Annotated in this window: 18 protein-coding genes; 14 read left to right on the forward strand and 4 right to left on the reverse strand. The window is 47.0% G+C overall.

Going from position 1 to position 24079, the window contains the following annotated elements:
* Window positions 1-54: 54 nt before the first annotated feature.
* The gene (locus tag ACFQ2O_RS02135) at window positions 55-2031 is read right to left on the reverse strand and encodes an alpha-1,4-glucan--maltose-1-phosphate maltosyltransferase (protein WP_377522531.1); all 1977 of its coding nucleotides are present in this window, start codon (window positions 2029-2031) and stop codon (window positions 55-57) included.
* Window positions 2032-2246: 215 nt separating this feature from the next.
* Here ACFQ2O_RS02135 and treZ point away from each other — a divergent pair, with 215 nt between their 5' ends.
* The 12 genes from treZ (at window position 2247) to ACFQ2O_RS02195 (ending at window position 17748) form a co-directional block, all read left to right on the forward strand.
* Window positions 2247-4085 carry a malto-oligosyltrehalose trehalohydrolase gene (treZ, locus tag ACFQ2O_RS02140; RefSeq protein ID WP_377522533.1) on the forward strand — a complete coding sequence of 613 codons (1839 nt, stop codon included), beginning with the start codon at window positions 2247-2249 and terminating at the stop codon, window positions 4083-4085.
* A 3-nt stretch (window positions 4086-4088) separates the two neighbouring features.
* Complete coding sequence (locus ACFQ2O_RS02145) at window positions 4089-6512, forward strand: DUF3536 domain-containing protein (RefSeq protein ID WP_377522534.1); 2424 nt, start codon at window positions 4089-4091, stop codon at window positions 6510-6512.
* A gap of 2 nt (window positions 6513-6514) precedes the next feature.
* Window positions 6515-9214, forward strand: a complete 2700-nt coding sequence (gene treY / locus ACFQ2O_RS02150; RefSeq protein ID WP_377522536.1) for a malto-oligosyltrehalose synthase — start codon at window positions 6515-6517, stop codon at window positions 9212-9214.
* A gap of 5 nt (window positions 9215-9219) precedes the next feature.
* Window positions 9220-10731 (forward strand): 4-alpha-glucanotransferase, encoded by a 1512-nt coding sequence (gene malQ, locus ACFQ2O_RS02155; RefSeq protein ID WP_377522538.1) that lies wholly within the window; start codon window positions 9220-9222, stop codon window positions 10729-10731.
* A gap of 219 nt (window positions 10732-10950) precedes the next feature.
* Entirely contained in the window at window positions 10951-11400 is a 450-nt protein-coding gene (locus ACFQ2O_RS02160; RefSeq protein WP_377522539.1) for a hypothetical protein, read from the forward strand.
* A gap of 84 nt (window positions 11401-11484) precedes the next feature.
* Window positions 11485-12006, forward strand: coding sequence for a hypothetical protein (locus ACFQ2O_RS02165; RefSeq protein ID WP_377522540.1), 522 nt, complete (start codon window positions 11485-11487; stop codon window positions 12004-12006).
* 67 nt (window positions 12007-12073) lie between these two features.
* The gene (locus ACFQ2O_RS02170) at window positions 12074-12628 is read left to right on the forward strand and encodes a DUF7010 family protein (RefSeq protein WP_377522542.1); all 555 of its coding nucleotides are present in this window, start codon (window positions 12074-12076) and stop codon (window positions 12626-12628) included.
* 143 nt (window positions 12629-12771) lie between these two features.
* Window positions 12772-13371 (forward strand): hypothetical protein, encoded by a 600-nt coding sequence (locus ACFQ2O_RS02175; protein WP_377522544.1) that lies wholly within the window; start codon window positions 12772-12774, stop codon window positions 13369-13371.
* A gap of 170 nt (window positions 13372-13541) precedes the next feature.
* A complete protein-coding gene (locus ACFQ2O_RS02180; RefSeq protein WP_377522546.1) occupies window positions 13542-14585 on the forward strand; it encodes an alpha/beta hydrolase in 1044 nt (347 codons plus the stop codon).
* A gap of 85 nt (window positions 14586-14670) precedes the next feature.
* Window positions 14671-15891 carry an outer membrane beta-barrel protein gene (locus ACFQ2O_RS02185; RefSeq protein WP_377522547.1) on the forward strand — a complete coding sequence of 407 codons (1221 nt, stop codon included), beginning with the start codon at window positions 14671-14673 and terminating at the stop codon, window positions 15889-15891.
* A gap of 258 nt (window positions 15892-16149) precedes the next feature.
* Complete coding sequence (locus ACFQ2O_RS02190) at window positions 16150-17064, forward strand: pirin family protein (protein ID WP_377522549.1); 915 nt, start codon at window positions 16150-16152, stop codon at window positions 17062-17064.
* A gap of 126 nt (window positions 17065-17190) precedes the next feature.
* The gene (locus ACFQ2O_RS02195) at window positions 17191-17748 is read left to right on the forward strand and encodes a thioredoxin family protein (RefSeq protein WP_377522551.1); all 558 of its coding nucleotides are present in this window, start codon (window positions 17191-17193) and stop codon (window positions 17746-17748) included.
* Here the strand turns inward: ACFQ2O_RS02195 and ACFQ2O_RS02200 are convergent.
* Window positions 17745-18578 carry a murein L,D-transpeptidase catalytic domain family protein gene (locus ACFQ2O_RS02200; RefSeq protein ID WP_377522553.1) on the reverse strand — a complete coding sequence of 278 codons (834 nt, stop codon included), beginning with the start codon at window positions 18576-18578 and terminating at the stop codon, window positions 17745-17747. The genes ACFQ2O_RS02195 and ACFQ2O_RS02200 overlap by 4 nt on opposite strands.
* Window positions 18579-18741: 163 nt before the next feature.
* Here ACFQ2O_RS02200 and ACFQ2O_RS02205 point away from each other — a divergent pair, with 163 nt between their 5' ends.
* The gene (locus ACFQ2O_RS02205) at window positions 18742-20100 is read left to right on the forward strand and encodes a peptidoglycan DD-metalloendopeptidase family protein (protein ID WP_377522556.1); all 1359 of its coding nucleotides are present in this window, start codon (window positions 18742-18744) and stop codon (window positions 20098-20100) included.
* A gap of 125 nt (window positions 20101-20225) precedes the next feature.
* Entirely contained in the window at window positions 20226-21125 is a 900-nt protein-coding gene (locus ACFQ2O_RS02210) for a Ppx/GppA phosphatase family protein (RefSeq protein WP_377522558.1), read from the forward strand.
* 121 nt (window positions 21126-21246) lie between these two features.
* Here ACFQ2O_RS02210 and ppk1 read toward each other — a convergent pair whose 3' ends face one another.
* Together ppk1 and ACFQ2O_RS02220 are read right to left on the reverse strand one after the other, a co-directional pair.
* Window positions 21247-23346, reverse strand: a complete 2100-nt coding sequence (ppk1, locus tag ACFQ2O_RS02215) for a polyphosphate kinase 1 (protein WP_377522580.1) — start codon at window positions 23344-23346, stop codon at window positions 21247-21249.
* A 432-nt stretch (window positions 23347-23778) separates the two neighbouring features.
* Window positions 23779-24078: a hypothetical protein gene (locus ACFQ2O_RS02220; RefSeq protein WP_377522561.1), complete on the reverse strand. Its 300-nt coding sequence runs from the start codon at window positions 24076-24078 to the stop codon at window positions 23779-23781.
* Window position 24079 lies beyond the last annotated feature (1 nt).

Below are 24079 nucleotides of genomic sequence, written 5' to 3' on the forward strand. Positions count from 1 at the left end.
GTTTGTGGTCAAAAGGGTTCTTTTATTTCGTTGATGATCTTTTGGGCAATAGCTTTATAGAGTATGGCCAGGGTTAGCTTCTTCGATACGCAGCACGTGCACCGGCATTTCGCGCGGGCGAAGCTCCACATAATTCCACTCATCTGTCCAGGTATAGCTACGCTCCGTCAGCAGGTCGCGCACCACATACTGGCCGTTGCCCATGTTAAGCTCTTTGAGCGGTACCTGCACCCAACCTGCCTGTGTATTCACGGGGTCAAGGTTCACCACTACAATAACCTTGTTACTAAAGTCGCTGCTCCACTTTGCATAACATACGAATGCCGGATTATCGGTGTTACCGAAGGCTATATTCCAGGTGGTCTGCAGCGCCGTATTCATTTTTCGAGCTCTGTTGATCGAGGTGATTACCTCCCTGATCTTTGTAAGTTTGCCCCAATCCCAATGCTTTATCTCATACTTCTCTGAGTCGAGGTACTCTTCTTTGCCGGGCACCGGCGTGGCAATCCCAAACTCGTAAACCGGGCCATACAGGCCGTAGTTTGATGAAAGAGTGGCCGCCATTACCAGGCGTGTAATGTGCGCTGCTTCACCGCCCTCCTGCAGCACTGGCGGGTTAATATCAGGAGTATTAGGCCAGAAGTTCGGTCGGAAGTAATCACGCATTTCTGTCTGCGATAGCTCTTCCATGTATTCCTTCAACTCCTCAGGAGTGTTGCGCCAAGTATAGTATGTATATGATTGTGTAAAGCCAGCTTTTGCCAGGCGCTCCATTACCCGCGGACGTGTAAAGGCTTCTGCCAGGAAAATCACCTCCGGGTGGTCTCTGTGAATATCTTCAATCACCCACTCCCAAAAACCAAAGGCTTTGGTATGCGGGTTATCTACCCTGAAAACCACCACACCCTGGTCAATCCAGTGCTGCAGCACGCGGCGCAGCTCTTGCCACAGGTTCTGCCAGTCTTCTGTCTCAAAGTTTACCGGCAGTACGTCCTGGTATTTTTTTGGCGGATTCTCAGCATATTGCACCGTTCCGTCTGGTCTCCACTTAAACCACTGCGGATGCTCTTTTACATACGGGTGGTCTTGTGAGCACTGTATGGCAAAGTCAAGCGCTATCTCTATACCGTGCTCCTTTGCCTGCTGCACTAAATGCCTGAAATCCTCTAAAGTACCCAATTCCGGAAGTATGGCGTCGTGGCCTCCTTCGGCAGCACCTATAGCCCAAGGTGACCCTGGCTCTCCCGGCTGTGAAGTTGGGTTATTGTTTTTCCCTTTTCTGAAGGCATACCCTATCGGGTGGATAGGCGGCAGGTAAATTGTATCAAAGCCCATCTCGGCGATGCGCGGAAGCAGGCGCTCACAGTCTTTGAAAGTACCGTGCTGCCCTGCCAGTTGGGAGGTAGATCTCGGGAAGAATTCGTACCAGGAACTAAACAGCGCTTTCTTACGCTCCACGTTCAGCTTCAGTACTTTTTCATAGGTGGTAATATTATCGCGCACGCCATTTTCGGCCATTAGCTGCGACACCTCAGTGCCTGTAGCAAGCGCTACAGCATTAATAGGCGAGCCACCGTTGCGAAGCTCATGTGATACACTATAAAGCTTGTCGCGCAGCTCACCTTCATGCGCTCCGGCAGCTCCTTCTATTAACTCTGCTCCTATCAGTAGCTCCACTCCTACGTCCTGGCCGGCTTCAAATTTCTTTTTAAGCCCTTTCTGCCAAGTATAAAAATGGTCAATCCAGCCTTCGATAGTATACGCATACTGCCCCATTTCCTCTGGGGTAAAAACAGTTTCCCAACGGTCGTTTCCAAGAAACTCCATCTGAACTGCTGTCCACTCATCCTGTCCAGAACTAGTATTACGGAATATCACCTGAGCTTTCACTTCATCGTGACCATCAGCAAAAATGTCTGCTGTAACGATCATCTCCTCCCCCACTACTCGCTTTGCAGGAAATCTTCCGCAGTTAATTTGTGGCTTTACATTTTCAATTACGACGCGCTTTGTTCCTTCAAGTTGTTCCATGTAGATTCTATCTGCTTTAACCGTTGTACGTACTTATCTTATGTAAATATGTTTCGGTCTATATTTTATATTACTCTATCGCCTATGTAAGTTGATCTATATGGCTAGCCAACGCACCAAATATCTGCCGCAAAAATCCCTTGCATTGGCTAAAAATGGACAACTTAATACCCACATTGCCAGTTAATACGTGCTGTGAAAAATGGATATGTTTTATGGCGATATTAAGAGATATAGGAGCAAATTATACCCCGGATAAGGGAACAGTATTTACAGTGTGGGCACCGGAGGCAAAAAAGGTAGAAGTACAACTGCACAAACCCGAACCCATACAAGTTACACTGCAACGAGAAGCCTTTGGCTACTGGACCGGCCTGAGTGAGATGGCGAACCCCGGCACGCGCTATACTTTTGTACTGGATGATGAGACACACCGCCCTGACCCCGCCTCGCGCTACCAACCCGACGGACCCCACGAAGCATCTGCCGTAGTGGACCAGTCTTTTAACTGGACGGACAAGCAGTGGAAAGGCCTGCCGCTGGAGCAGCTGATCATCTATGAGCTGCACGTAGGCACCTTTAGCGAAGAAGGTACTTTTGAAGGTGTGATTAAGCATCTGTCGGAGCTGAAAGACTTAGGTATAACGGCTATCGAAATCATGCCAATTGCGCAGTTTCCCGGAGACCGCAACTGGGGCTACGATGGCGTATATCCGTTTGCCACCCAAAACTCTTATGGCGGACCGGAAGGTCTGAAAAAGCTGGTGGATGCCTGCCATGCGCAGGGGCTGTCGGTAGTGCTGGATGTGGTGTACAACCACATGGGTCCGGAAGGAAACTACCTGAACGACTTCGGCCCATACTTTACCGACAAGTACCACACCCCCTGGGGGAATGCCCTGAACTTTGACGACGCCCACTCCGACCATGTGCGCAATTTCTTTTTACAGAACGCGCTGATGTGGCTGCGGGACTTCCATGTAGATGCCTTGCGCCTGGATGCCGTGCATGCCATATATGATACCGGAGCCAAGCATTTTCTGCAGGAACTACGCGAACAGGTAAGTCAACTGGAAGAGCAGGAAGGCCGGCCATACTTGCTGATAGCTGAGAGTGACCAGAGTGATGTGCGCCTGATCAACTCTATAGAAAAAGGCGGTTATGGTATCGATGCGCAGTGGTTTGATGACTATCACCACGCCATCCACACCTTAGTAACCGGCGAAACCGAAGGTTATTTTGAAGACTACGGCAAACCTGAGCAACTGCAAAAAGCGCTGGAGCATACTTTTGTCTACAACGGTTTATACTCTGAGCATCGCAAGAAAACGCTCGGCACCGACGCCACCGGTGTTCCGGCGAAGCGCTTTGTGATAGGCTCCCAAAACCACGACCAGGTAGGCAACCGTATGCTGGGCGAGCGCCTCACAGAGCTGGTATCGTTTGAGATGCTGAAGCCGGTTGCCGGACTGGTACTGCTGTCGCCGTATGTGCCGATGCTGTTTATGGGCGAAGAGTATGGCGAAAAGAACCCGTTCCTATACTTTGTAAGCCACACAGACAAAGACCTGGTAGAAGCTGTACGCAAAGGCCGCAAAGAAGAGTTCGCCTATTTTGCCTCTAAAGGCGAAGCACCGGACCCGCAGAGCGAAGATACTTTTAACCGGTCCAAACTGCAGCGCAGCTATACTTCGGATGAGCAGCAAAACAAGCTCAGGGAGTTTTATAAAGAGCTGATCCGACTGCGTAAAACTGCCCCTGCCCTGGCCAAGCCTGACAAGCCAAACATGCAGGTAAAGATGGAGGACGAGCAGCTGGTGCTGCACATGATCCACCATGGTCAGAACCCATCGCTCTACTGCTTGTTTAACATAAGCAATCAACCGCAGACGATTAATTTGTTAGCCGCAGCAAAAGGCTCCTGGAAAACGGTGTTGCACTCAGCCGATCAAAAGTGGGGTGGCCCGGGTGCTGATGCGCAGGAAATATTACAGGAGGGCGCTACGGTAAATCTTCCTGCCGCCTCCATGATTATTCATGAACACCAAATATAAAGCATGAATAGATACCTCTGTATACACGGGCACTTTTACCAGCCCCCTCGCGAAAACCCATGGCTAAACGAAGTAGAACGACAGGAGTCTGCCTCGCCATACCACGATTGGAACGAGCGGATATCAGATGAATGCTATGCCCGTAACTCTGCATCTCGCATTTTAAACGCACAAGGCAATATTGTAGATATCATTAACAACTACAGTTACATCAGCTTTAACTTTGGCCCTACCCTGCTGGAGTGGATGCAGAAAAAAGACCCGGGAACATACCAGGCTATACTTGATGCGGATAAGCGTAGCCAGAAGCGTTTCTCAGGGCACGGCACGGCCATAGCGCAGGTATACAACCACATTATTATGCCGCTTGCCAACAAGCGCGACAAGCAGACGCAGGTGATTTGGGGTATCTATGATTTTAAGAAGCGCTTTGGTCGTATGCCGGAAGGTATGTGGCTGGCCGAAACCGCTGCCGATACACCCAGCCTGGAGGTACTAGCCGAACATGGCATCAAGTTCACCATTCTGTCTCCTTACCAGGCCAAGGGTTTCCGGAAGGTTGGGGATAAAGAGTGGCAGAATGCCGAGGGTGCAAACATAGATCCGAAGCGGCCATACGTGTGCAAACTACCTTCGGGCCGCCAGATGGTGCTGTTCTTTTATGATGGGCCAGTATCGCAGGGAATAGCTTTTCAGCGCTTGCTGGAGCGGGGGGATGAATTTGCCAAGCGCCTTACCAGCACGTTGGATGAGAACCCGGAAGAGCCGCAGCTCATGCACATCGCCACCGACGGAGAAACGTACGGCCACCACCACCGCTTCGGTGAGATGGCGCTTTCTTTTGCCATAGATCATATACTGGAGGAAGAGCTGGCGCATATCACCGTGTATGGCGAGTATATGGAGAAGCACCCGCCCACCTATGAGGCGCAGATTATAGAGGAAAGCTCGTGGAGCTGCGCGCATGGCGTAGAGCGCTGGCGCAGCGACTGCGGCTGCAACACGGGCGGTAACCCAGGCTGGAACCAGGCGTGGCGTGGCCCGCTGCGTGAGGCGTTCGACTGGCTGCGCGATAAAGTAGCTCCGCTTTATGAGCAGGAAATGCTAAAACTTAGCGCTGAACCCTGGGCCACCCGCAACGACTACATTCAGGTAATTATGAATCGCTCAGAGCGAAACGTGCAGGAGTTTATCAGGAGCCATACTTCACGGGAATTGAGCCAGCAGGAGAAAGTACGCTTTCTGAAGCTGCTGGAGATGGAGTACCACACCTTGCTGGTCTATACCAGCTGCGGTTGGTTTTTTGATGAAGTAACAGGTATCGAAACGGTGCAGGATATTTTCTATGCCGCACGCACGATACAGCTAGCAAAAGACATTAGCGGACAGGACCTGGAGCCGGAGTTTATTGAGCTGCTCCGCGAAGCCAAAAGCAACGATCCAGAAGAAGGCGATGCGGCACAAGCTTACATCAAGGAGGTTAAGCCTGCTATCATAGATTTGCTGCGAGTGGGAGCCCACTATGCTGTTTCTTCCGTTTTCGAGGAATATGGCGAGAGCTTTGACCTTTACAGCTTTTCAGCTACCTCAGAGGCGTACGATTACTTTGAAGCCGGGCGGCAGAAGCTGGCGGTGGGGCGCGCGAAAATCAAGTCGAAAATAACCTGGGAAGAAGAGATCATCACCTTTGGCGTGCTGCACCTCGGCGACCACCAGTTGTTTGGTGGCGTGCGGGAGTTCATGAGCCCGGAGGATTACGAAAAATTGCGTGTAGAGCTGCAAACTGCCTTTGAGCGGGGGAATGTAAGCGAGGTGATCATGCTACTGGATAAGCACTTTGAATCGCACAGTTACTCCTTCTGGCATTTGTTTAAGGATGATCAGAAAAACATACTGGATCAGGTGCTGTCGCAGACGATGGAGAGTGTGGAGAGTGATTTTCAGCAGATCTACGACAACAACTACCCACTAATTTCTGCCATCAAAACCTATGGCATGAAGCTGCCGCGCCCACTGCAAACCACCGTAGATTACATTGTAAATACCCGGCTGCTGCGCGAGTTTAAGTCTGAGAAACCGGACACAAACGAAATAAAACGCCTGCTAACGGAGGTGCAGCGCATGAACGTGCGCCTGAACTATACCCGCCTGGAATTTGCCCTGACGCAGCGCATTGACCAGTTAATGAAGCAGGTGCAGGAAAATCCAACTAAAACTGAAAACATAGACCTGCTGATAAAACTGCTGGAGGTAGTGGAAAGCTCTAAGCTGGAAACAGACTTTTGGCAGGCCCAGAACATTGCGTTTAGAATGCAGCAGGATAGCTACGAAGAGATGAGACAACACGCCGATAAAGGCGACGGACAAGCCACCAAGTGGTGCGAGAAGTTTGAAAAGCTTTACAACAACCTCAACCTGAAAGTATAAAAATGACTTATATACCATCTGCAACCTACAGGCTGCAAACGAATCCAAACTTTAAACTGAGCGACATTCGCCAGATTGTGCCTTACCTGCATGAGTTGGGCATAAGCACCGTATATTCTGCTCCTTTTTTTACCTCAAAGCCTGGCAGCGAGCACGGCTATGATGTAACGGCTGCCTATGAAATAAATCCCGAAATCGGCACGAAAGAAGAGCTGAAGGAGATTGCCCAGGAGCTGAAGAAAAACAACATGGGCTGGCTGCAGGACATCGTGCCCAACCACATGGCCTACCACCCGGAGAACACCTGGCTGATGGATGTGCTGGAAAAAGGCCCGCAGTCGCACTTTTATACTTTCTTCGACATCGACTTTAACCACCCGGACTTTAACGGGCAGGTGATGGTGCCCTTTTTAGGAGACCCGCTGGAGCAGGTGCTGGAAAACAAGCAACTGGAGCTAAAGCTAGACGAGAAGGGCCTAAAGGTGTTTTATTACGATAGCGGCTACCCTTTAAGCGTAGCCAGCTATAAGCCTTTACTGCAGGAAGTGGTTCAGAATTCGGGTAACCCGGAAGTAAGCACGCAGGTAGAGCAATTGCTGAAAGAGCTGGCGCCTTTTGAAGAAGAGGCTAGTATAACGCCTGCCGCCTGGAGCAACTTTAAAAAGAAACTCTTCAAATCCGAAGCACTTCGCCAGGCAGTAGAAGCGCAAATCCAAGGTATAAATCAGGATAAAACCAGGCTACAGGAGCTGCTGAACAAACAGCATTTTATACTTTGCCACTGGCAGGAAACGGAGAAGGTGATCAACTTCCGCCGCTTCTTTACCGTGAACGACCTGATCTGCCTGAGCATGGAACGGCCGGAGGTGTTTGAGCAGTATCACCAGTTTATAAAGCAGCTGTGCGAGCAGGGGCTTGTACAGGGCCTGCGCGTAGACCATGTAGATGGCCTCTTCGACCCAAATACTTACCTGAAGCGCCTGCGCGCGCTGGTGGGACCAGAGCAGTACCTGGTGGTGGAGAAAATATTGGAAGGTGAAGAACATATGCCGGAGCGCTGGCCAATAGAAGGTAATAGCGGATACGATTTTCTGGCCTGGGTGAGCAACTTGTATACTTCGGGCAAAGGCCGACGCAAACTCACCGAGATTTACCGCCGCCTGGTGCCGAACGCGCCTACCAACTATGAGCAGTTGGTGTATGATAAAAAAATGTTCATCCTGAAAAACTACATGCAGGGTGAACGAGAGAACTTACTGCGCATACTGCAGGAGCGCCAGCTGATACCGCTGGAGCAGGAAGAGGCATGGCGCAAGGCACTGTCTGCGCTGTTGGTTGCCTGGCCGGTATACTGCATCTACGGGAACAAACTCCCGCTCTCTCAGCACGAAATGAAAGTAGTGGATGAGGCATTTTCGGAGGCACTTAAATTGGCCCCTGCATCAGAAGAAAAGCTGAACCACCTGCACACGCTCTTTACCGCTACCCCAGACGATACTGACGAAACAAAAAATAACAAGCTATACTTTGTGATGCGTAGCCAGCAGTTTACAGGTCCGTTGGCAGCAAAGGGTGTGGAAGACACCACCTTCTATAACTACAACCGCCTGATCTCGCTGAACGAAGTGGGCAACAGCCCGGATATATTCCACCTGGAAGCAGATGATTACCATGAACGCATGCAGCACAGGCAGCGCACGTACCCGCACTCTATTAACACCACCGCCACCCACGACACCAAACGGGGCGAAGGTGCCCGGATGCGCCTGAACGTGCTGAGCGAGGTGCCGGAAGAATGGGATGAAAAAGTACAGCTATGGTTAAAGATCACGAAGAAGTATACTTCCGAGCCTACCACCAATGATTTATACTTCCTGTTCCAGACGCTGATTGGTGTGCTACCGATTGGCGGTGAGGTAGACGATACGCTGATTGAACGTGTGCAGGAGTACCTTCAAAAAGCTCTGCGCGAAGCAAAGGTAAATACAGATTGGTCGGCACCGAACGAGGGCTATGAACAGGCCATGCAGGATTTGGTAAGGCAACTGCTAATGGAAGATGAAGACTTTATGCACTCCTTTCAGCCTTTCTTCCTGAAGCTGGCGCACTATGGGTGGATCTATTCTCTCTGCCAGACGCTACTGAAAGTGACCAGCCCCGGTGTACCAGACGTGTACCAGGGCACGGAGTTCTGGGACCTGAGCCTGGTTGACCCGGATAACCGTCGCCCTGTAGACTATGACCAACGCCTGCGCTACCTGCAGGAGCTAAAACAGCAAGATAAAGAAGGTACAAGTCAACTGCACGAGCAGCTGTTGCATCACCCGGAAGACGCGCGGGTTAAGTTATACTTGCTGCACAAAGCACTGGTAACAAAACGCGATTTACAGACTGTGTTTGACAAAGGGGACTACATTCCGCTGCAGGTACATGGCGAGAAAAAGAACCACTTGCTGGCTTTTGCCCGCCACTACCAGGGGCAGTGGGTGCTGGTAGCTGTGCCGCTTTTACTTGTAGGTCTCGTCGAAAGCCACGACCTGCCGCTGGGCCAGGACGTATGGGGTGACACCGCCATCGTGCTGCCGGAAAACGCGCCGCAGCAATGGCAAAACGTACTCGGGCAGGACAAACTAAACGCCTCCGGCACCGTGCCCGTAGCAGAAGTACTAAAGACATTCCCTGTCGCACTTTTAATTGCTTAAGAAGTATGATTATTGAAAAACGAAGTGCAGGCATCCTGCTCCATATAACCTCCCTCCCCTCCCCCTTTGGCATCGGCGACCTAGGCCCGGAAGCCTATGCTTTTGCTGACCAGTTGCAGGAGGCAGGGCAACGCTATTGGCAAATACTGCCGCTAAACCCAACTGAAGAAGGCTATGGTAACTCACCGTACAGCAGCCACTCCGCCTTTGCTGGAAACCCGCTGCTCATCAGCCCCGAGCTACTGGTAAAAGAAGGGCTTCTGCACGACAGAGACTTGGAGCACGACGAGCAGTTTGATGATGCCCGCGTAGACTTTGCCAAAGTGAGCAAGTATAAACTGAACCTGCTGCAGCAAGCGTATAACAACTTTAGCGACGAGCTGCCTGACAAGCTGTGGAAAGACTTTGCCGATTTCCAGAAAGAGCACAAACTCTGGCTGCAGGATTTTGCACACTTTGTGGCTTTCAAGAAAAATTACGAGCATAAAAGCTGGGTGGAGTGGCCCGAGAAAATAAAGCAGCGTGATAAGCAGGCTATAAATGAACTGGCCGAAGAACTGAGCGAGGAGGTTGAGTTTGAAATGTTCCTGCAGTTTATCTTCTATCGCCAATGGGAAAAACTGAAGCAATACTGCAACAGCAAAGGCATCACCTTTTTTGGGGATATGCCTTTTTACGTGAGCCACGACAGTGCCGATGTTTGGAGCCACCCGCAGCTGTTTAAGCTGGATGAAGAAGGTAAATCCACTGCCGTATCGGGTGTGCCACCGGATTTTTTCAGCGAAACAGGACAGTTGTGGGGCACACCTGTATACGATTGGGAAGCGCTGGCCAAGCAAAAGTATGGCTGGTGGATAGACCGCATCGACCATAACCTACTCCTCTTCGGTGTGCTGCGCCTCGACCATTTCCGTGCTTTCTCGGCCTATTGGGAAGTACCTGCCAGTGATGAAACTGCTGTAAACGGAGAATGGAAGCAGTCGCCGGGGCATGAGATACTGAGCCTGGTGCAGGAGAAGTACCCGAAGATGCCGATTATCGCCGAAGACCTGGGTGAGATAGACCAGCCTGTGCGCGACCTGATCAAAGAATTTGACCTGCCGGGCATGCTGGTGCTGCTCTTTGCATTTGTGGGCGACGAGAAAGCCTTTGAAAGTTCTTTTATGCCGCACAATCACACCCGCAAAAGTATAGTATACACCGGCACCCACGACAATAGCACCGTGCTTGCCTGGTACAAAGATGCCGATAAGAAAGACCTGGAGCTACTCAGCAAATATAGCCTCCATAAAATTACCGAAGATAATGTACACAAGGTAATGGTATGGATGGCTTACATGTCGGTGGCGCAACTGGCTGTAGTGCCGGTACAGGATGTGCTGGGCCTGGGCAAAGATGCCACTATGAACAAGCCCTCCACCAGCTCCGGAAACTGGGAATGGCGCCTGCAACCAGGGCAGTTTACCAAAGAGCATGTACAGGAGCTAAAAGAAATGACCGAGCTTTTCGGCAGGTAATTTTTGATAAATATAACAGCAAAAGTATAGCTCATGCGTGGGCTATACTTTTTTGTTTTTAAAGGAAAGTTATATATTGACTTTGAAATGTATAGAAGAGAAGTCGAAGCTCCTACCGCAATTTACATAAAGTAGCAAACAGGGTTTATTCACTCCAGCTAAAGGGCCAATAACCGGAACAGCTCCTTATATACAGTAGTTAGGTAACATTGGAAAGTAATGAAAGAAAATAATTTAACACTTGAAGTAGTCTGGGAAGACGAGCATTTGATTGAGTTGCGTGCATCTGCAAGCAACGGACGATATTCGGGGATAACAGAAGTCTACGAAGTGTCCGATTCATTGCTCAAGTTTGCAAATGAACTTGATGGATTTCCTTTCAATAAGGACAGAGTAACTCATTCATGTGGAGAAAAGGATAGCTATGCTTTCTTTGAAATGGACTTCTATAAAATTGGTCCAACAGGGAAATGTGGCGTGCTTATAACGATGGAAGAGAATGTCGCAACTGAATATAGAAAAGAAGAAAAAGACAAACTCTCCATGGAGTTGATTGTAGAGCCAAATGCAATAGACAACTTTTGCAAGGAATTAAAATCTCTTGCGGAAAGAGAAGAAGGGGTTGCTAATTTGAATGGTATAGGGAAGTATACGAGCAACATACTATAAAAACAACGCACTACAACAAGGTATAAACGCCAAAGCGGCCGATAGCCTCCTCGTCGTTTATACAAGACGTTAGCTGTCATAAAAATGATAGAAGAAGAAAAACTAAATAGTACTGACAAAAGCAGAATAAAGCTTGAGATGAAACAAGTTATAATAAGTTTTTTAGCCGTAGGTATCATCATAGCCATAATAATCGGTGCTTCTATCATATACATACAAATGAGTGACAGACAACTTATTGTAAAGAGTACAGCGGTCTCTATTTTACTTTTAGTCGTTGTCTCTGGATTTGCTGCCTTTTTATATCATGCGCTTAAGGCCTATCTGCAAGACCTAAAGAATGATTCAAAGAGAACATATTCAGGACAGATAACAGATAAGCCTACAAATACTAACTGGGGGTGGCATGGTAATCCTGCGGCTGATTCCTCTTCACAGCCAAAGCTTATTGAACATTTTATAGTAGTAGACAATCAAAGAATACAGGTAGAAGAAGAAGTATATGGCAGATTTGAAGTTGGAGATTGGGTGAGTATGTATTTTACAACACAAAGCAGTATCCTACTAGAAATAAAACAAGAATCTCGTTCAGGAAACAAAGTATAGGCTTCGGCTGACGCCTCACCCTTAGCCTGTTCAAGACCATTATAGGGCATTTGAAAAAACTGGACCAATGAAAAGAACACTTGAAGAACAGCGAATTGAGTTTTCCAATCAAAGATTTCTCGCCACGCCTTTAGCTGGGTTAAGTGTTTGGGCTATTATTGGATTTACCGGAATTTTCTTTTCGGATTTCGTAGCGGTTTGGGCAATCTTCATTGGAACCGGCAGCATCGTATATTTAGGCCTGTTTCTCTCCAAATTCACGGGTGAAAATTTTCTGGATAAAAGTAAACCAAAAAATGAGTTCGATGCACTTTTCCTTTTTACCGCTGGACAAGCCATTCTAGTCTACTCGATAGCTATACCCTTTTTCCTCGTTGACTATTCTTCTCTTCCAATGACTGTAGGAATTTTGACTGGCTTAATGTGGTTGCCCTTTTCATGGATAATACAGCATTGGGCGGGCATTTTCCATGCAATGACAAGAACTATAGCAATTGTAGCTCTTTGGTATCTTTTGCCAGAATATAGATTTATAGCAATACCATTCGCAATTGTACTCATATACATATTGACCTTATTAATTCTCAAAACAAGAAAAACAACACCACGACATGAGTCATAAGCAATTAGTATTTGGATGATTGCTCAAAAAACTACACATAAATCAAAGTTCACTGCTAAACCTAAAAGTATGGGTGTAAAATCCCTAACTGCTCATAGCCGAGCACTGTTGGAAGTCAAACAGACAATCATAAGAGATAGAGAATGATGTTAAATCATGAGACCCTTCAAAGACGAAACAGGTCAAAAAATAAGGCACTTATTACAGGCACTGTAACTGTTTTTATTCTCTTTTTCCTTTTTTGGGAGCATCTTCATGGTGGTGTTGCCAGTCATCATATTCTACAACAACAAAACCTACCTGTAATTTCCAACTGGTGGAGCGGATTATTACTTCCTATTCTTACTTGGCTTCTTTTAGGTAGAACAGAAAAGAGATTTGACAAAAAATCTTCACAAGGATATCAAACGAACATTCTACAAAGCTATGTTTTAAAGCTTTTTATAACAGGTTTAGCATTAGGAGTTTTGATAGCAGTTTCATTCGCTAATGGATACAGCCCCTTTTTAGACAATGTTCCATACATTATATTAATGCTCAGCCTAATTATTCCCATATATTACTCTGAATTTATATTGGGCTTTATTCTTGGCATGACCTATACCTTTGGAGCAATATTGCCAACCCTTTTTATACTTATATTGGCAGCTATTGGACTCCTTATCTATAGATTCATCAAACCGGTGATGATAATGCTGGCAATGAAATTAATAAGTAAGTTAAATAAAAGCCTAAACCGCTAACTATGGTATGGGCAATAGCGGGTGTAGTGGTAGACCGAAGTTCTTTGCCTCTAAAGAACTTGATTCAAGTCAGACAGGAAAGTTCATTTAATCAGTTACTGCACATGCAAGTAAACCGTTACCAGCACTAAAAACATAGTTTTAATCATCTTCCTTACTTTTAACGCAATATGAAGCAGAAACTTTTACTCATTCTACTTCTCACTTTCGTGTCGGGCAGGTTAGCCGCACAAACAAAAGCCATAAACGAGGAAGGCTTTATTTCCATTGGCGGCATAGAGCAGTGGGTAACCATCAGTGGGCAAGACAAAACCAAACCTATTATCCTGTTTCTGCATGGGGGGCCGGGTAGTACCATGAGCCAGTATGACGATGCCATCTACGGCTACTGGAAAAAGGATTTTGTGCTGGTGTATTGGGACCAGCGAGGCGCAGGAAGAACCTTTGGTAAAAACGCCCCTGAAACAGTAACGGAAGATTACTGGATAGAGAACCCACTAACTGTGGAGCAAATGACAGCCGACGGAATTGCGCTTTCTGAGTACCTGGTCAAGCATCTGGGGAAGCAGAAAATAACTCTTGTAGGCACCTCCTGGGGATCAATACTAGGTGCAAAAATGGCTCTAAGCCGTCCGGATCTTTTTTCTGCCTATGTAGGCCACTCGCAAATAGTAAATGAGGAAGCAGGATTCCTGCATGCGTTCAACACGGTATCTAAACTAGCGCAGTCCGCCAAAGACCAGGAATCCTTGGACAAGTTAGAGAGTCTGGGTCCTCCTCCCTACGGAGAGGCCAGGAAATCAGGCCAGCTTATGCGCATCATCAAAAAGTATGAGCGAGAGAATGCAACTCCTGCCCCCGCCTCCTGGTGGAAGCTGACAAGTGCTTACGACAACGAAAAGGACGCGCAAGACAGGTATAACGGAGACGATTATTCCTTCCTCTACTTTGCTGGCCATAAAGCCATGGGGATTAAATCCATGGGGGCTGGGGTAAATTTCATGCAGGATGGGCTGCACTATAAAGTCCCGGTATACTTCATCCAGGGAGAGGAAGACATTTTAACTCCCAAAGAACTCACCAAAGCATATTTTGATAAGGTAAAAGCCCCAAAGAAAGAGTTTATACTTGTGCCGGGTGCTGCACATGGCCATAACCAAGCTGTGATTGACGCGCAGTATAAAGCAGTTAAAAAGGCTTTGAAAGTCCTTTAGTAAAATCGACAAGTTCTTTACGTAGCCAAAAAGTATACAAGGCTAACTACACACTCCTTCCAACGTCAGATTCCTACAACTACTTATGAACAACTTAATACCCACCCGACTCATTGCGCTGTTTTTATTTCTATTCATCTTTCTGGAAGCCAAAGCCCAGTCCGATTTCAGGCCAGGCTATATCATAACGCAGCAAAATGATACCATCCAGGGATTGTTGAACTATAGACGAGATGCCGCTAACGCCAGAAGCTGCATTTTCAAACAAGAAGCTGACCAGCAGAAAGTAACGTATAGCCCTGATCAAATTAAAGCATATCGCTTTGATGAGGGAAAGTACTACGTATCTGGCACTGCAGTAAATTTTGACTTTGGCAGCCAAACGTTTGTAGAGTGTGTTTTGAAAGGACCGGTGAGCCTGTTTTACTATAAAGATGATACAAAAGACTACTATGTGATCTCAAAAGACACTGTAGCCATAGAGCTGGCAAAGCCACAAGTGTATAAAAGGCAGTTAAAGTTCTTGCTCAAAGACCAACCATCTTTACTTTCTAAAATAGATAAGATGGCTTATAGCAGAAAAGATTTAGTAGCCCTTGCCATAGCTTACCAAAAGCTCAGTGCTCCATCTCAAACATATGTGTTGTTCGAGGAAAAGACGTTACCAGATATCACCACTTCGTTTGGCGTGTTCGCCTCAGCAGGAATTTCAAATCTTAGTTCGCCGCCTTACAACATGTATATCAGCGATTATGATGTTGTAAAATCGCTTGACTTCAGCACAAGCTTTACCTATGAAATCGGAGCTGTACTTAATTTGCACTTAAACTTTATAGGGGAAAATAAACATGTGTTGCAACTAGCCCCCTCCTTAAACTTTGTAGAATATGACTCTTATACAGAGCGCTCCATTTTTCCCCTGCTATACACATATAAGATGAACGTAAAACACACAGCGCTTAAGGTTCCTGTGTTATATAAGTACTCTTTTTACAGCAAAGAGCGTTCAGTGCTGCCATTCTTTAAGTTTGGTCCTGGTAGCGCCATTTACTTAAGTCAGAAAGGCACCTATACCTATCGTTCTGCTCTTTTATCAGAGACATCATCTCAGGAGATTGTTTACACGCAGCCGGTGGACACAAGTATTAAGTTTGAACGCATGAAGTTTTATTTTACTGCAGGCGCTGGTGTAGATATAAAGTTTGGTAAAAAGCTTGTATCCGTAGGTGCCATGTATGACTATGGCTTCGGACAGCTAGAAGGCCAACGATCTGATGTGCTACTGCAGGTAGGGTTGCAATTCTAAATTTATGCCTGCTTTTTTACCCTACATCACTTTAACAAACTAACAGCAGTACGTTATTGGTAGCAGTTTTAAAAAAGTGTTAGAAGTGTCATTTTAATTAATTTAAAAGAGCACAGTGGTTGCTTGTAGTATAACTGTAATTTAATTCGGGGAAATAAAGAAGTTTGACCGTAGCATGACCTGAACCTCAATCGGTAATTATATGCTACCCGAACTATTGTATTCTTCGTTAAACATAAAAACTTAACAGGATAAGCCATGCTAGATATTGTTATTGAGGCCAGGGGAGCATCTATCGGACCAGGTATGCGTGTGCAGCGAATCCTTCCGTTTCGCCTTAAAAGAATGGTAGGGCCTTTCATTTTTATGGATCACGCCGGCCCGGTAAACATTGAGCCGCAGCAGGCCAGTTCTATGGATGTGCTGCCTCACCCGCACATTGGTTTATCAACGGTAAGCTACTTATTTGGAGGCCAGGTTACGCACCGCGATAGCCTGGGGGTGCAGCAGGTCATTCGCCCTGGCGAAGTAAACTGGATGACAGCAGGAAGCGGCATTGCACATTCAGAGCGGTTTGAAGACCCGGCTACACTGGCTGGTGGTCAGCTGGAAATGATACAGACATGGGTTGCTTTGCCTGAAGAAGACGAAGAGGCTACCCCATCTTTTGACAACTATAAACCAGAGCAGCTCCCCATTTTTACAGACACAGGTGTATGGATGCGATTGATTGCAGGTGATGCCTTTGGCCTGAACAATAAAGTAAAGACGCACTCGCCCTTGTTTTACCTGCATGTGGTACTGGAGCCAGGCGGCCGCTTTGGCTTACCTACAGGCCACACAGAAAGAGGCATCTATGTGGCTAAAGGAAGTATAGAGGTTTCTGGCCGCACCTATACAGCTGGTCAAATGCTTGTTTTCACCAAAGGCGTAGATCCGGTTATACTTGCTAAAGAAGCATCCACACTTATGATGCTGGGTGGCGAACCACTAGGAGAAAGATTCATCTGGTGGAATTTTGTCTCCTCCCGAAAAGAGCGGATAGAGCAGGCTAAAGCGGATTGGAAAGCAGGCCGTATACTTCTTCCTCCATCCGATAACGAAGAGTTTGTGCCCTTGCCAGAAGATCGTTCAAAGCCGGCAGGTAGCCCTTCACCTCAGGCACTTTCTTAGGTAGATGCAGCTCCACTTGTATAAAACTTAAGCTAATCTACCAGCCTAATTTTTGTTATGCCAGGGTAAAGCCTTATCTTAGTTGAAGTAGTATCGTAGCAGTTCACCTTCTAAAAGCCCGGAACTATGGCACAGCAGACAACACAGGTAGCCTTAGGCACTAAAGCGCATAATTTTGCTCTTCTCGATACCGTCTCGGATAAGCTTTTCTCGCTGCAAGATGTGGCCTCAACAAAAGCGACAGTCATCGCGTTTATCTGCAATCATTGCCCATACGTGCAGCATATACTGCCAGGTTTAATACAGCTCGCTGAAAACTATCAGGCAAAAGGAGTAAAATTTGTAGCCATAAATGCCAATGATGCTACCCTTGCACCGCAAGACGGGCCGCAGCAGATGAAAGAACTGGCAAATGAACTTAAACTTCCTTTCCCATACTTATATGACCAGACACAGCAGGTAGCCCGCACCTATGGAGCAGAATGCACGCCAGAGTTTTTTGTTTATGACGGCAACCTCTCCCTCACCTACCACGGCCAGTTTGACGATGCCAGACCTGGCAAAGATACACCTGTAACTGGCAAAGATTTAAGCGCTGCGCTGGATGCACTCTTAGCTAACCAACCCGTGCAAGCGCATCAGGTACCGGCTATAGGTTGTGGCATTAAATGGCGTGTTAACTAACCTTGGTTCAGAGGTGGTAAGTCTTTCTTGTTTTCATTAACCAGCTCTGCCATAGCCGTCATGTGGTCCAGGTACTGTGATGTGTATTGATCGTATGCCGCGTGTACATACATGGCCGTACCACCCTGCACTACTTTTATAATGTCTTCGTGCTCTTCCATAGGTATGGCAGGGCAACCCAGGCTACGCCCTAAGCGACCGGCCTGCTCTATAAACTCTTCTGTAGCATATTCTGCACCGTGCATCACAATGCAACGGTCTTTTGCATTGGTATTAAAGCCTTTATCAAGTCCCTCTAGTTTCAATGATAAACCGTGCTTACCGTAATAGGTGTTTTCGGTTACATAGAAGCCGATGCTGCTCATAAAGGATTCGTTATCGTTTGAGAAGCTTTCGGCAAACTCCTGGCCCGAATTACGCCCATGCGATACATAGGTATTAAACAGTAGCTCTTTCTTTTCCACATCCACCACCCACAGGCGTTTGGTATTTGATGATTTTGTAAAATCAACGATGGTAATATAAGGCTTGTCTGCCACTTCCCCGTTGCGTTTCATGTTATAATAGCCGGTAAGGGCTTTATCAAACACTTCAAAACGCAAGCCTTCGTCCTGCAACTTCATATGGGCATACAGGTTGTAAGACACCTGGTTAAACTTTAACAGTTTAAGGTTCGTGATTCTTTTCTGTAGCTGATCTGCGTTAGGCAAAGGCATGGAAGACCCGGTATTTACTGGCGTAGCCAAAGGTGTAAGCACGAGTGGTGCAAACAATGGCAACAGACCTCTGCTCAATTTTTTGCGCATGTATCTCCATCTTGGCTTTCTCATCAGGTAATAAGTTTGTTTACCCTTTAGTTTACGGACTGCAGCTGCCACGGTTTAATACAAATTCATACGATGCTCATTCAGAACGTATAAAAGAAAGATAAAGGGCATCATTTTTGACTATAAACCTTTTAGAGTAAGTATAAAACCAAGTATAGCTCCTACTATGACTACAAAAAGAAACAGCTTCATCAACTATATATTTTACACTTTGCTGCTTTTGCTATTGGCTGGTTGTGGTAAAGAACAAACCTTAAGAGGTGTTTTTAGAAACCAGACGCCGTACGAGAAGTATGCTACTAAATTGAAAGACGCGAAACTGGATGAGACAGCCTTGGGCAAGCAGTGGCTGCAGGCAGGGCAACAGGCGTTACAAGATTCTATCACAGTTACTTTACCCTTCAAGGAGACAGGTTATTTTGCAGCCGACAAACCCCGTGCTTTGGCTTATCGTGTAGAGACACAACGAGGGCAACGCCTGGTTGTAAACCTGGAGGTAAAGGCGCGGGAGCAGTTACAGGTTTTTATGGATTTGTACGAAACCGGTAACGGAAATATCTCTCATGTAGCTTTTGCAGACTCTACCTCGGCCACGCTGGCTTACGAGGTAAAAGACGAGCAACAACATCTGCTGCGGGTACAACCGGAACTTCTTCGTAGCGGCCAGTACACCCTCACCATACAATCAGAACCAACACTCGCTTTTCCGGTGGCAGGTAAAAGCAGCCGGAACATAGCCAGCATCTGGGGCGACCCACGCGATGCAGGCGCACGCCGCCACGAAGGCATAGATGTGTTTGCCAAAAGAGGCGCACCCGCTATTGCAGCTACAGACGGCGTTATCCGGCAGGTAAACACGACACCAAGAGGCGGCAAAGTGGTGTGGCTAACTGATTCAGACCGCAGGCAAAGCTTATACTACGCGCACCTCGACAGCCAATTAGTGCAGGCAGGTCAGCGCGTGCAGGCCGGTGACACCATCGGTTTAATCGGCAATACAGGCAATGCCAGAACAACAGGCCCACACCTGCACTTTGGTATTTACCGCTATGGGCAGGGGGCCACTAACCCTTACCCTTACGTATACCAGTCCGCTGAAAAGCTGCCTCCGGTAAGGATTGATGCCACTCAGATAAGCCACTGGATTCGGGTGGCAACTAAAAACGCCAACATCAGGTTACAGCCCAGCACAAGCTCTGAAGTATATTTGCAGTTGCCGCAGCACACCCCGTTGCTGGTAACAGGAGGCACAGCCAGTTGGTACCGGGTACAGCTGCCAAACGGATCTGAAGCCTATATTGCCAACAGCATTACAGAGCCTGCCACAAAGCCTGTTCGCCTGGTAAAGCTAACCTCTGATACTGACTTACTGGATGAGGCACACGCACAGGCTGCTGCCAAAGACAGCATCAGCGCTGGAACCAGCGTTGCTATACTTGGTACTTACAACGGCTTTGAGCTTGTGCGAAATGCCGATGGCCAGCTTGGTTGGATAAACCTTACGCCTACCATGAGCCTTCGGTAGAAGCAGGCACTTTTGAACAGCAGAGATGATCTACACTAGGTGCGTTTATCTGTCACCAACTCCTGCTGCCTGCTACTTATTTATTGTTATATTTACACGTAAGAAAAAACCAAACTCTGTAAAAATTGAAGTTAGCTGCTATTGACATTGGGTCTAACGCAGTGAGATGCCAGATCTCCAGCGTGCTGAACCAGAACGGAAATGTTTTCTTTAAAAAGGTAGAATATGTGCGCTATCCTATCCGCTTTGGCGAGGATGTGTTTAACACCGGTTATATCAGTGATGTTAAGGTAAATAAATTTGTAAAACTCTTAAAGGCTTTCCAGCTGCTGCTGGATGTGCATGATGTAGACCATTACATGATTTGCGCTACCTCTGCCATGCGTTCAGCACTTAATGCCCCAGAGATTATTGAGCACGTGAAGCAGGAAACTGGCTTGGAAATACAGGTTATTGATGGAGAAACGGAAGCTTTCCTGATCAACAAGGTTATCTTCAGCTTTCTGGATGAGCGCAATTACCTGCACATAGACGTGGGGGGTGGCAGTACCGAATTCAACATCTATGTTAATCGTGAGAAGATGGCTTCTCAATCTTTTGAGCAAGGTTCTATACGCCACATGCATGGCCGTGACTCCAGTGAGTTATGGGATAAAATGAAGCTTTGGATTGAAACCAACGCTAAAAAGTATCATATAGCCCGTGCTATAGGTACCGGAGGCAATATCAATAAGCTATTTGAATTAGCTGGAAAAACAGCAGGAAAGCCTATTTTCAGAAAGCAGATAGAAGAAGTAGCCACACGCTTATCTAACCTGAGCATGAACGAGCGTATCACAGATCTGATGCTCAATCCTGATCGTGCTGATGTGATTGTGCCTGCCTCAGAAATCTACCTCTCCGCCATGAAATGGGCCAAAGTGGAAACCATGGTTGTGCCTGCAGTAGGTTTGAAGGATGGCATGCTGCATGCACTTTATGAGCAGTATCATCCGGAGAGATTCGTGATTACAAAGATTAGCTAGAGGCAAAAACCTGCCTCCTCTTAAACCTGATCTGTCGCTACTTATAGCTCAATAAAAAACCATAAAGGCGGAGGCCGGAGCAGTTTATTCTACTCCGGCCTCCGCCTTTTATCTTCAGCCATTAAAATAACTCCACTTCTTCTTCTGTAGCGTTTTTACTGTAGAATAGCTTGTGTAGGTCTACAGCATCTTCGTTAGCTCCATTCCGGCGCTTAATATAAGTCCCGTCCTCGCGCATGGTATACGAGTTCTGGTTGTCCTGCAGGTTATAGTATAGGATTCTGATTGCCTCGCGTTTCAGTTCTTCATTCGTAATCAGGAACAGAGCCTCTATGCGGCGATCAAAGCTACGCACCATACAATCGGCACTTCCGCTGTATACTTTAGGAGCTCCGTTGCTGTGGAAGTAATACAGGCGTGCGTGCTCCAGATACTCTCCCACTATACTTTTAACGGATATGTTTTCGCTCAGATCCTCTCGGCCGGGGCGCAGACAGCAAATCCCTCTCACAATCAGCTTAATCGGAACACCAGCCTTCGATGCTTTATAAAACTCATCAATCACCTCACGGTCTTCCAGGGAGTTTATCTTAATGACAATGCCACTCTTCAACCCTTTCTTTGCATTGCGTGCCTCCTGCCGAATCAACTCAATCAGCTGATTACGCATGTTTTTGGGTGAGGTCATCAGGTACTTGTAATCGTTCGGGCGCGAATGCCCGGTAATCACATTAAAAAACTCCGACACATCATGCGCATAGATCTCATTGGTGGTGAGCAGGCTCACGTCCGTATAAAGGCGTGCGGTAGACTCATTATAGTTTCCGCTACCAATGTGTACATAACGCGTCACTTTTTCGCCTTCTTTCCGGATGATCATCAGCATTTTTGTATGTGTTTTATACTTGCTGATGCCGTAGATTACAAAGCAGCCCGCCTTTTCCAGCCTCTCCCCCTCTTTTATGTTCCTTTCTTCGTCAAAGCGAGCTTTTACTTCGAACAGCACCGATACGTGCTTTCCATTCTCAGCGGCTTTCAGCAATGCGGCTGTTACACGCGACTGATCTGCCAGGCGGTAAATAGTCTGCTTAATTCCTAGCACTGTTGGGTCTTCAGCGGCTCGCTCCAGTAGGTTTACCACTGGCTCCATGCTGTTGTAAGGGTGATGCAGCAAAACATCGTGCTCCTTCAAATACTCAAAAAGATCTACTCCGTCATTGGGCAGGCTTCGTGGAGAAATGGAAGCAGGTTGCTTAAAACCTCTGTTTCTAAAGTGCCGGTGGTTGATAATTTGCCACAAGCAGCGCAGGTCCAGCAGGCTGTTAATCGTGAACACGTTGGCATTATCAATCGTCCAGCGTTCCTTTAATATCCGCATCATAAACTGAGACGGATTACGCTCTACCTCCAGCCGCACTACACGCCCCTTTTTGCGCGTTTTTAGCTTTGACTTTATCTCCTGCACAAAATCTGCCTCCAGGTCATCCGACTCCTCCAGTGTATAATCTCCGTTTCGTGTGATGCGGAACAGGTTAACCGATACAATCTCCACGTTACGGAAAAGTTTCTTGATCTTCCACCGCACGATATCCTCTATCGGCACAAATACAATTTTGTCTTTGCGGTTAATCTCGTAAAAGCGGGTTAAGTTTTGCGGTATCTGTACAAACGTAACGCGGTCCTGCGGCTTGCCTTCATCAGTGGTTCTGGTAACCACCCCAAACGTAAGCAGCTGGTTCATCAGCAGCGGAAAGCCATGGTAGTTATCAAACACCATGGGCGTGAGCATCGGATAGATGGTATTCTTAAAGTAGGAATCTACCTTCTTCTGTTCTAATTCGGTCAATTCGCCCGGCTTCTGGATGTCGCATCCGTTTGCAGCGAAAAGCGGCTTCAGCTCATTGTTAAACGTCAGGTACTGGTCGTTCACAAACCGATGGGCATAGTCGAGCAGCTTCTTCCGAAACGGCAGTTCGCGAAGGCCTGAATAGTCAAGCCGCTCTTTGCCATAGTCGAGATAATTGTACAAACTCCCCACCCGGATCATGAAGAATTCGTCGAGGTTAGAGGAGGTAATAGCCAGGAACTTCAGCCTGTCGAACAGACATTTGTCAGTGTCGCGGGCTTGGTCAAGTACGCGGTAATTAAAGCGCAGCCAGCTAAGGTCGCGACTAATGTATTTACTTCTCTTTATCTGGTCAGAAACCTTATTAATCAGCATGTTCTCTGGTGTTTTCAAGGGTTTAGGAAGCACAGAAATTGTACTTTAAACCCGCCTACTTCTCAAACTCAAAATATAAGGAGAAAGTATAGCTATTCCTTCATATTACGGCAAAAATTAATTCAGGGCTTGGTTTCCTGCGCTGTGCCTACTTATACTTACCTCAAGGGCATACAAAGGTAAAAATATAAGAGCTCCAAAGGAAGAAATCTATAGCGAGTTTCCAAACTTAAACTCGCAGCCGTAAAGCTGTAGGCAAGCAAAGCACTATATAAAGTTTAGCTTGCACAGAAAAAGCAAAAGGGCAGGCAGCGGCTCTAACCGCTATCCACCCTTTATGTCTAAAACTGCTGCTTTTTTCTATTTTATTGATAAGTAAACCAAACCTATACTTGGAAAGAGGGCAACTGTACTGAAACATCAATCATGCTGCTACAAAACAGCTTTCAGAAAATCAATCACATCCTCCGACGTTATCTTAGGTGTGTCTTCGTTTGTCTCTCTATCTTCGCTGTCCAGAAGCAGGTAGTAGGGCAAAGCCCTTACAACAACTAAACTCTCCGCTGTTGCATCCCATAGCTCCGTCAGTTGCTCCTCCAAAGTAAGTGATTTGTTGCTGACTGGTTTAGTAACTGCAGGCTCTGCTATGCTCCTTTTCTCTGGCTGGTAACCTATTACAGCAGCCAACACAGCAAAAGTAGCTAAGCAGGTAAGTATAAAATATTTCTTCATA

The sequence above is a fragment of the Pontibacter rugosus genome, assembly GCF_042678745.1.
In the GTDB taxonomy this organism is placed as follows: Bacteria; Bacteroidota; Bacteroidia; order Cytophagales; family Hymenobacteraceae; genus Pontibacter; species Pontibacter rugosus.

Excerpts from the sequence above, each read along its gene's own strand:
- ACFQ2O_RS02135 (WP_377522531.1), bottom strand. The coding sequence starts at position 2,031 with ATGGAACAACTTGAAGGAACAAAGCGCGTCGTAATTGAAAATGTAAAG.
- treZ (WP_377522533.1), top strand. The coding sequence starts at position 2,247 with ATGGCGATATTAAGAGATATAGGAGCAAATTATACCCCGGATAAGGGA.
- ACFQ2O_RS02145 (WP_377522534.1), top strand. The coding sequence starts at position 4,089 with ATGAATAGATACCTCTGTATACACGGGCACTTTTACCAGCCCCCTCGC.
- treY (WP_377522536.1), top strand. The coding sequence starts at position 6,515 with ATGACTTATATACCATCTGCAACCTACAGGCTGCAAACGAATCCAAAC.
- malQ (WP_377522538.1), top strand. The coding sequence starts at position 9,220 with ATGATTATTGAAAAACGAAGTGCAGGCATCCTGCTCCATATAACCTCC.
- ACFQ2O_RS02160 (WP_377522539.1), top strand. The coding sequence starts at position 10,951 with ATGAAAGAAAATAATTTAACACTTGAAGTAGTCTGGGAAGACGAGCAT.
- ACFQ2O_RS02165 (WP_377522540.1), top strand. The coding sequence starts at position 11,485 with ATGATAGAAGAAGAAAAACTAAATAGTACTGACAAAAGCAGAATAAAG.
- ACFQ2O_RS02170 (WP_377522542.1), top strand. The coding sequence starts at position 12,074 with ATGAAAAGAACACTTGAAGAACAGCGAATTGAGTTTTCCAATCAAAGA.
- ACFQ2O_RS02175 (WP_377522544.1), top strand. The coding sequence starts at position 12,772 with ATGATGTTAAATCATGAGACCCTTCAAAGACGAAACAGGTCAAAAAAT.
- ACFQ2O_RS02180 (WP_377522546.1), top strand. The coding sequence starts at position 13,542 with ATGAAGCAGAAACTTTTACTCATTCTACTTCTCACTTTCGTGTCGGGC.
- ACFQ2O_RS02185 (WP_377522547.1), top strand. The coding sequence starts at position 14,671 with ATGAACAACTTAATACCCACCCGACTCATTGCGCTGTTTTTATTTCTA.
- ACFQ2O_RS02190 (WP_377522549.1), top strand. The coding sequence starts at position 16,150 with ATGCTAGATATTGTTATTGAGGCCAGGGGAGCATCTATCGGACCAGGT.
- ACFQ2O_RS02195 (WP_377522551.1), top strand. The coding sequence starts at position 17,191 with ATGGCACAGCAGACAACACAGGTAGCCTTAGGCACTAAAGCGCATAAT.
- ACFQ2O_RS02200 (WP_377522553.1), bottom strand. The coding sequence starts at position 18,578 with ATGAGAAAGCCAAGATGGAGATACATGCGCAAAAAATTGAGCAGAGGT.
- ACFQ2O_RS02205 (WP_377522556.1), top strand. The coding sequence starts at position 18,742 with ATGACTACAAAAAGAAACAGCTTCATCAACTATATATTTTACACTTTG.
- ppk1 (WP_377522580.1), bottom strand. The coding sequence starts at position 23,346 with ATGCTGATTAATAAGGTTTCTGACCAGATAAAGAGAAGTAAATACATT.
- ACFQ2O_RS02220 (WP_377522561.1), bottom strand. The coding sequence starts at position 24,078 with ATGAAGAAATATTTTATACTTACCTGCTTAGCTACTTTTGCTGTGTTG.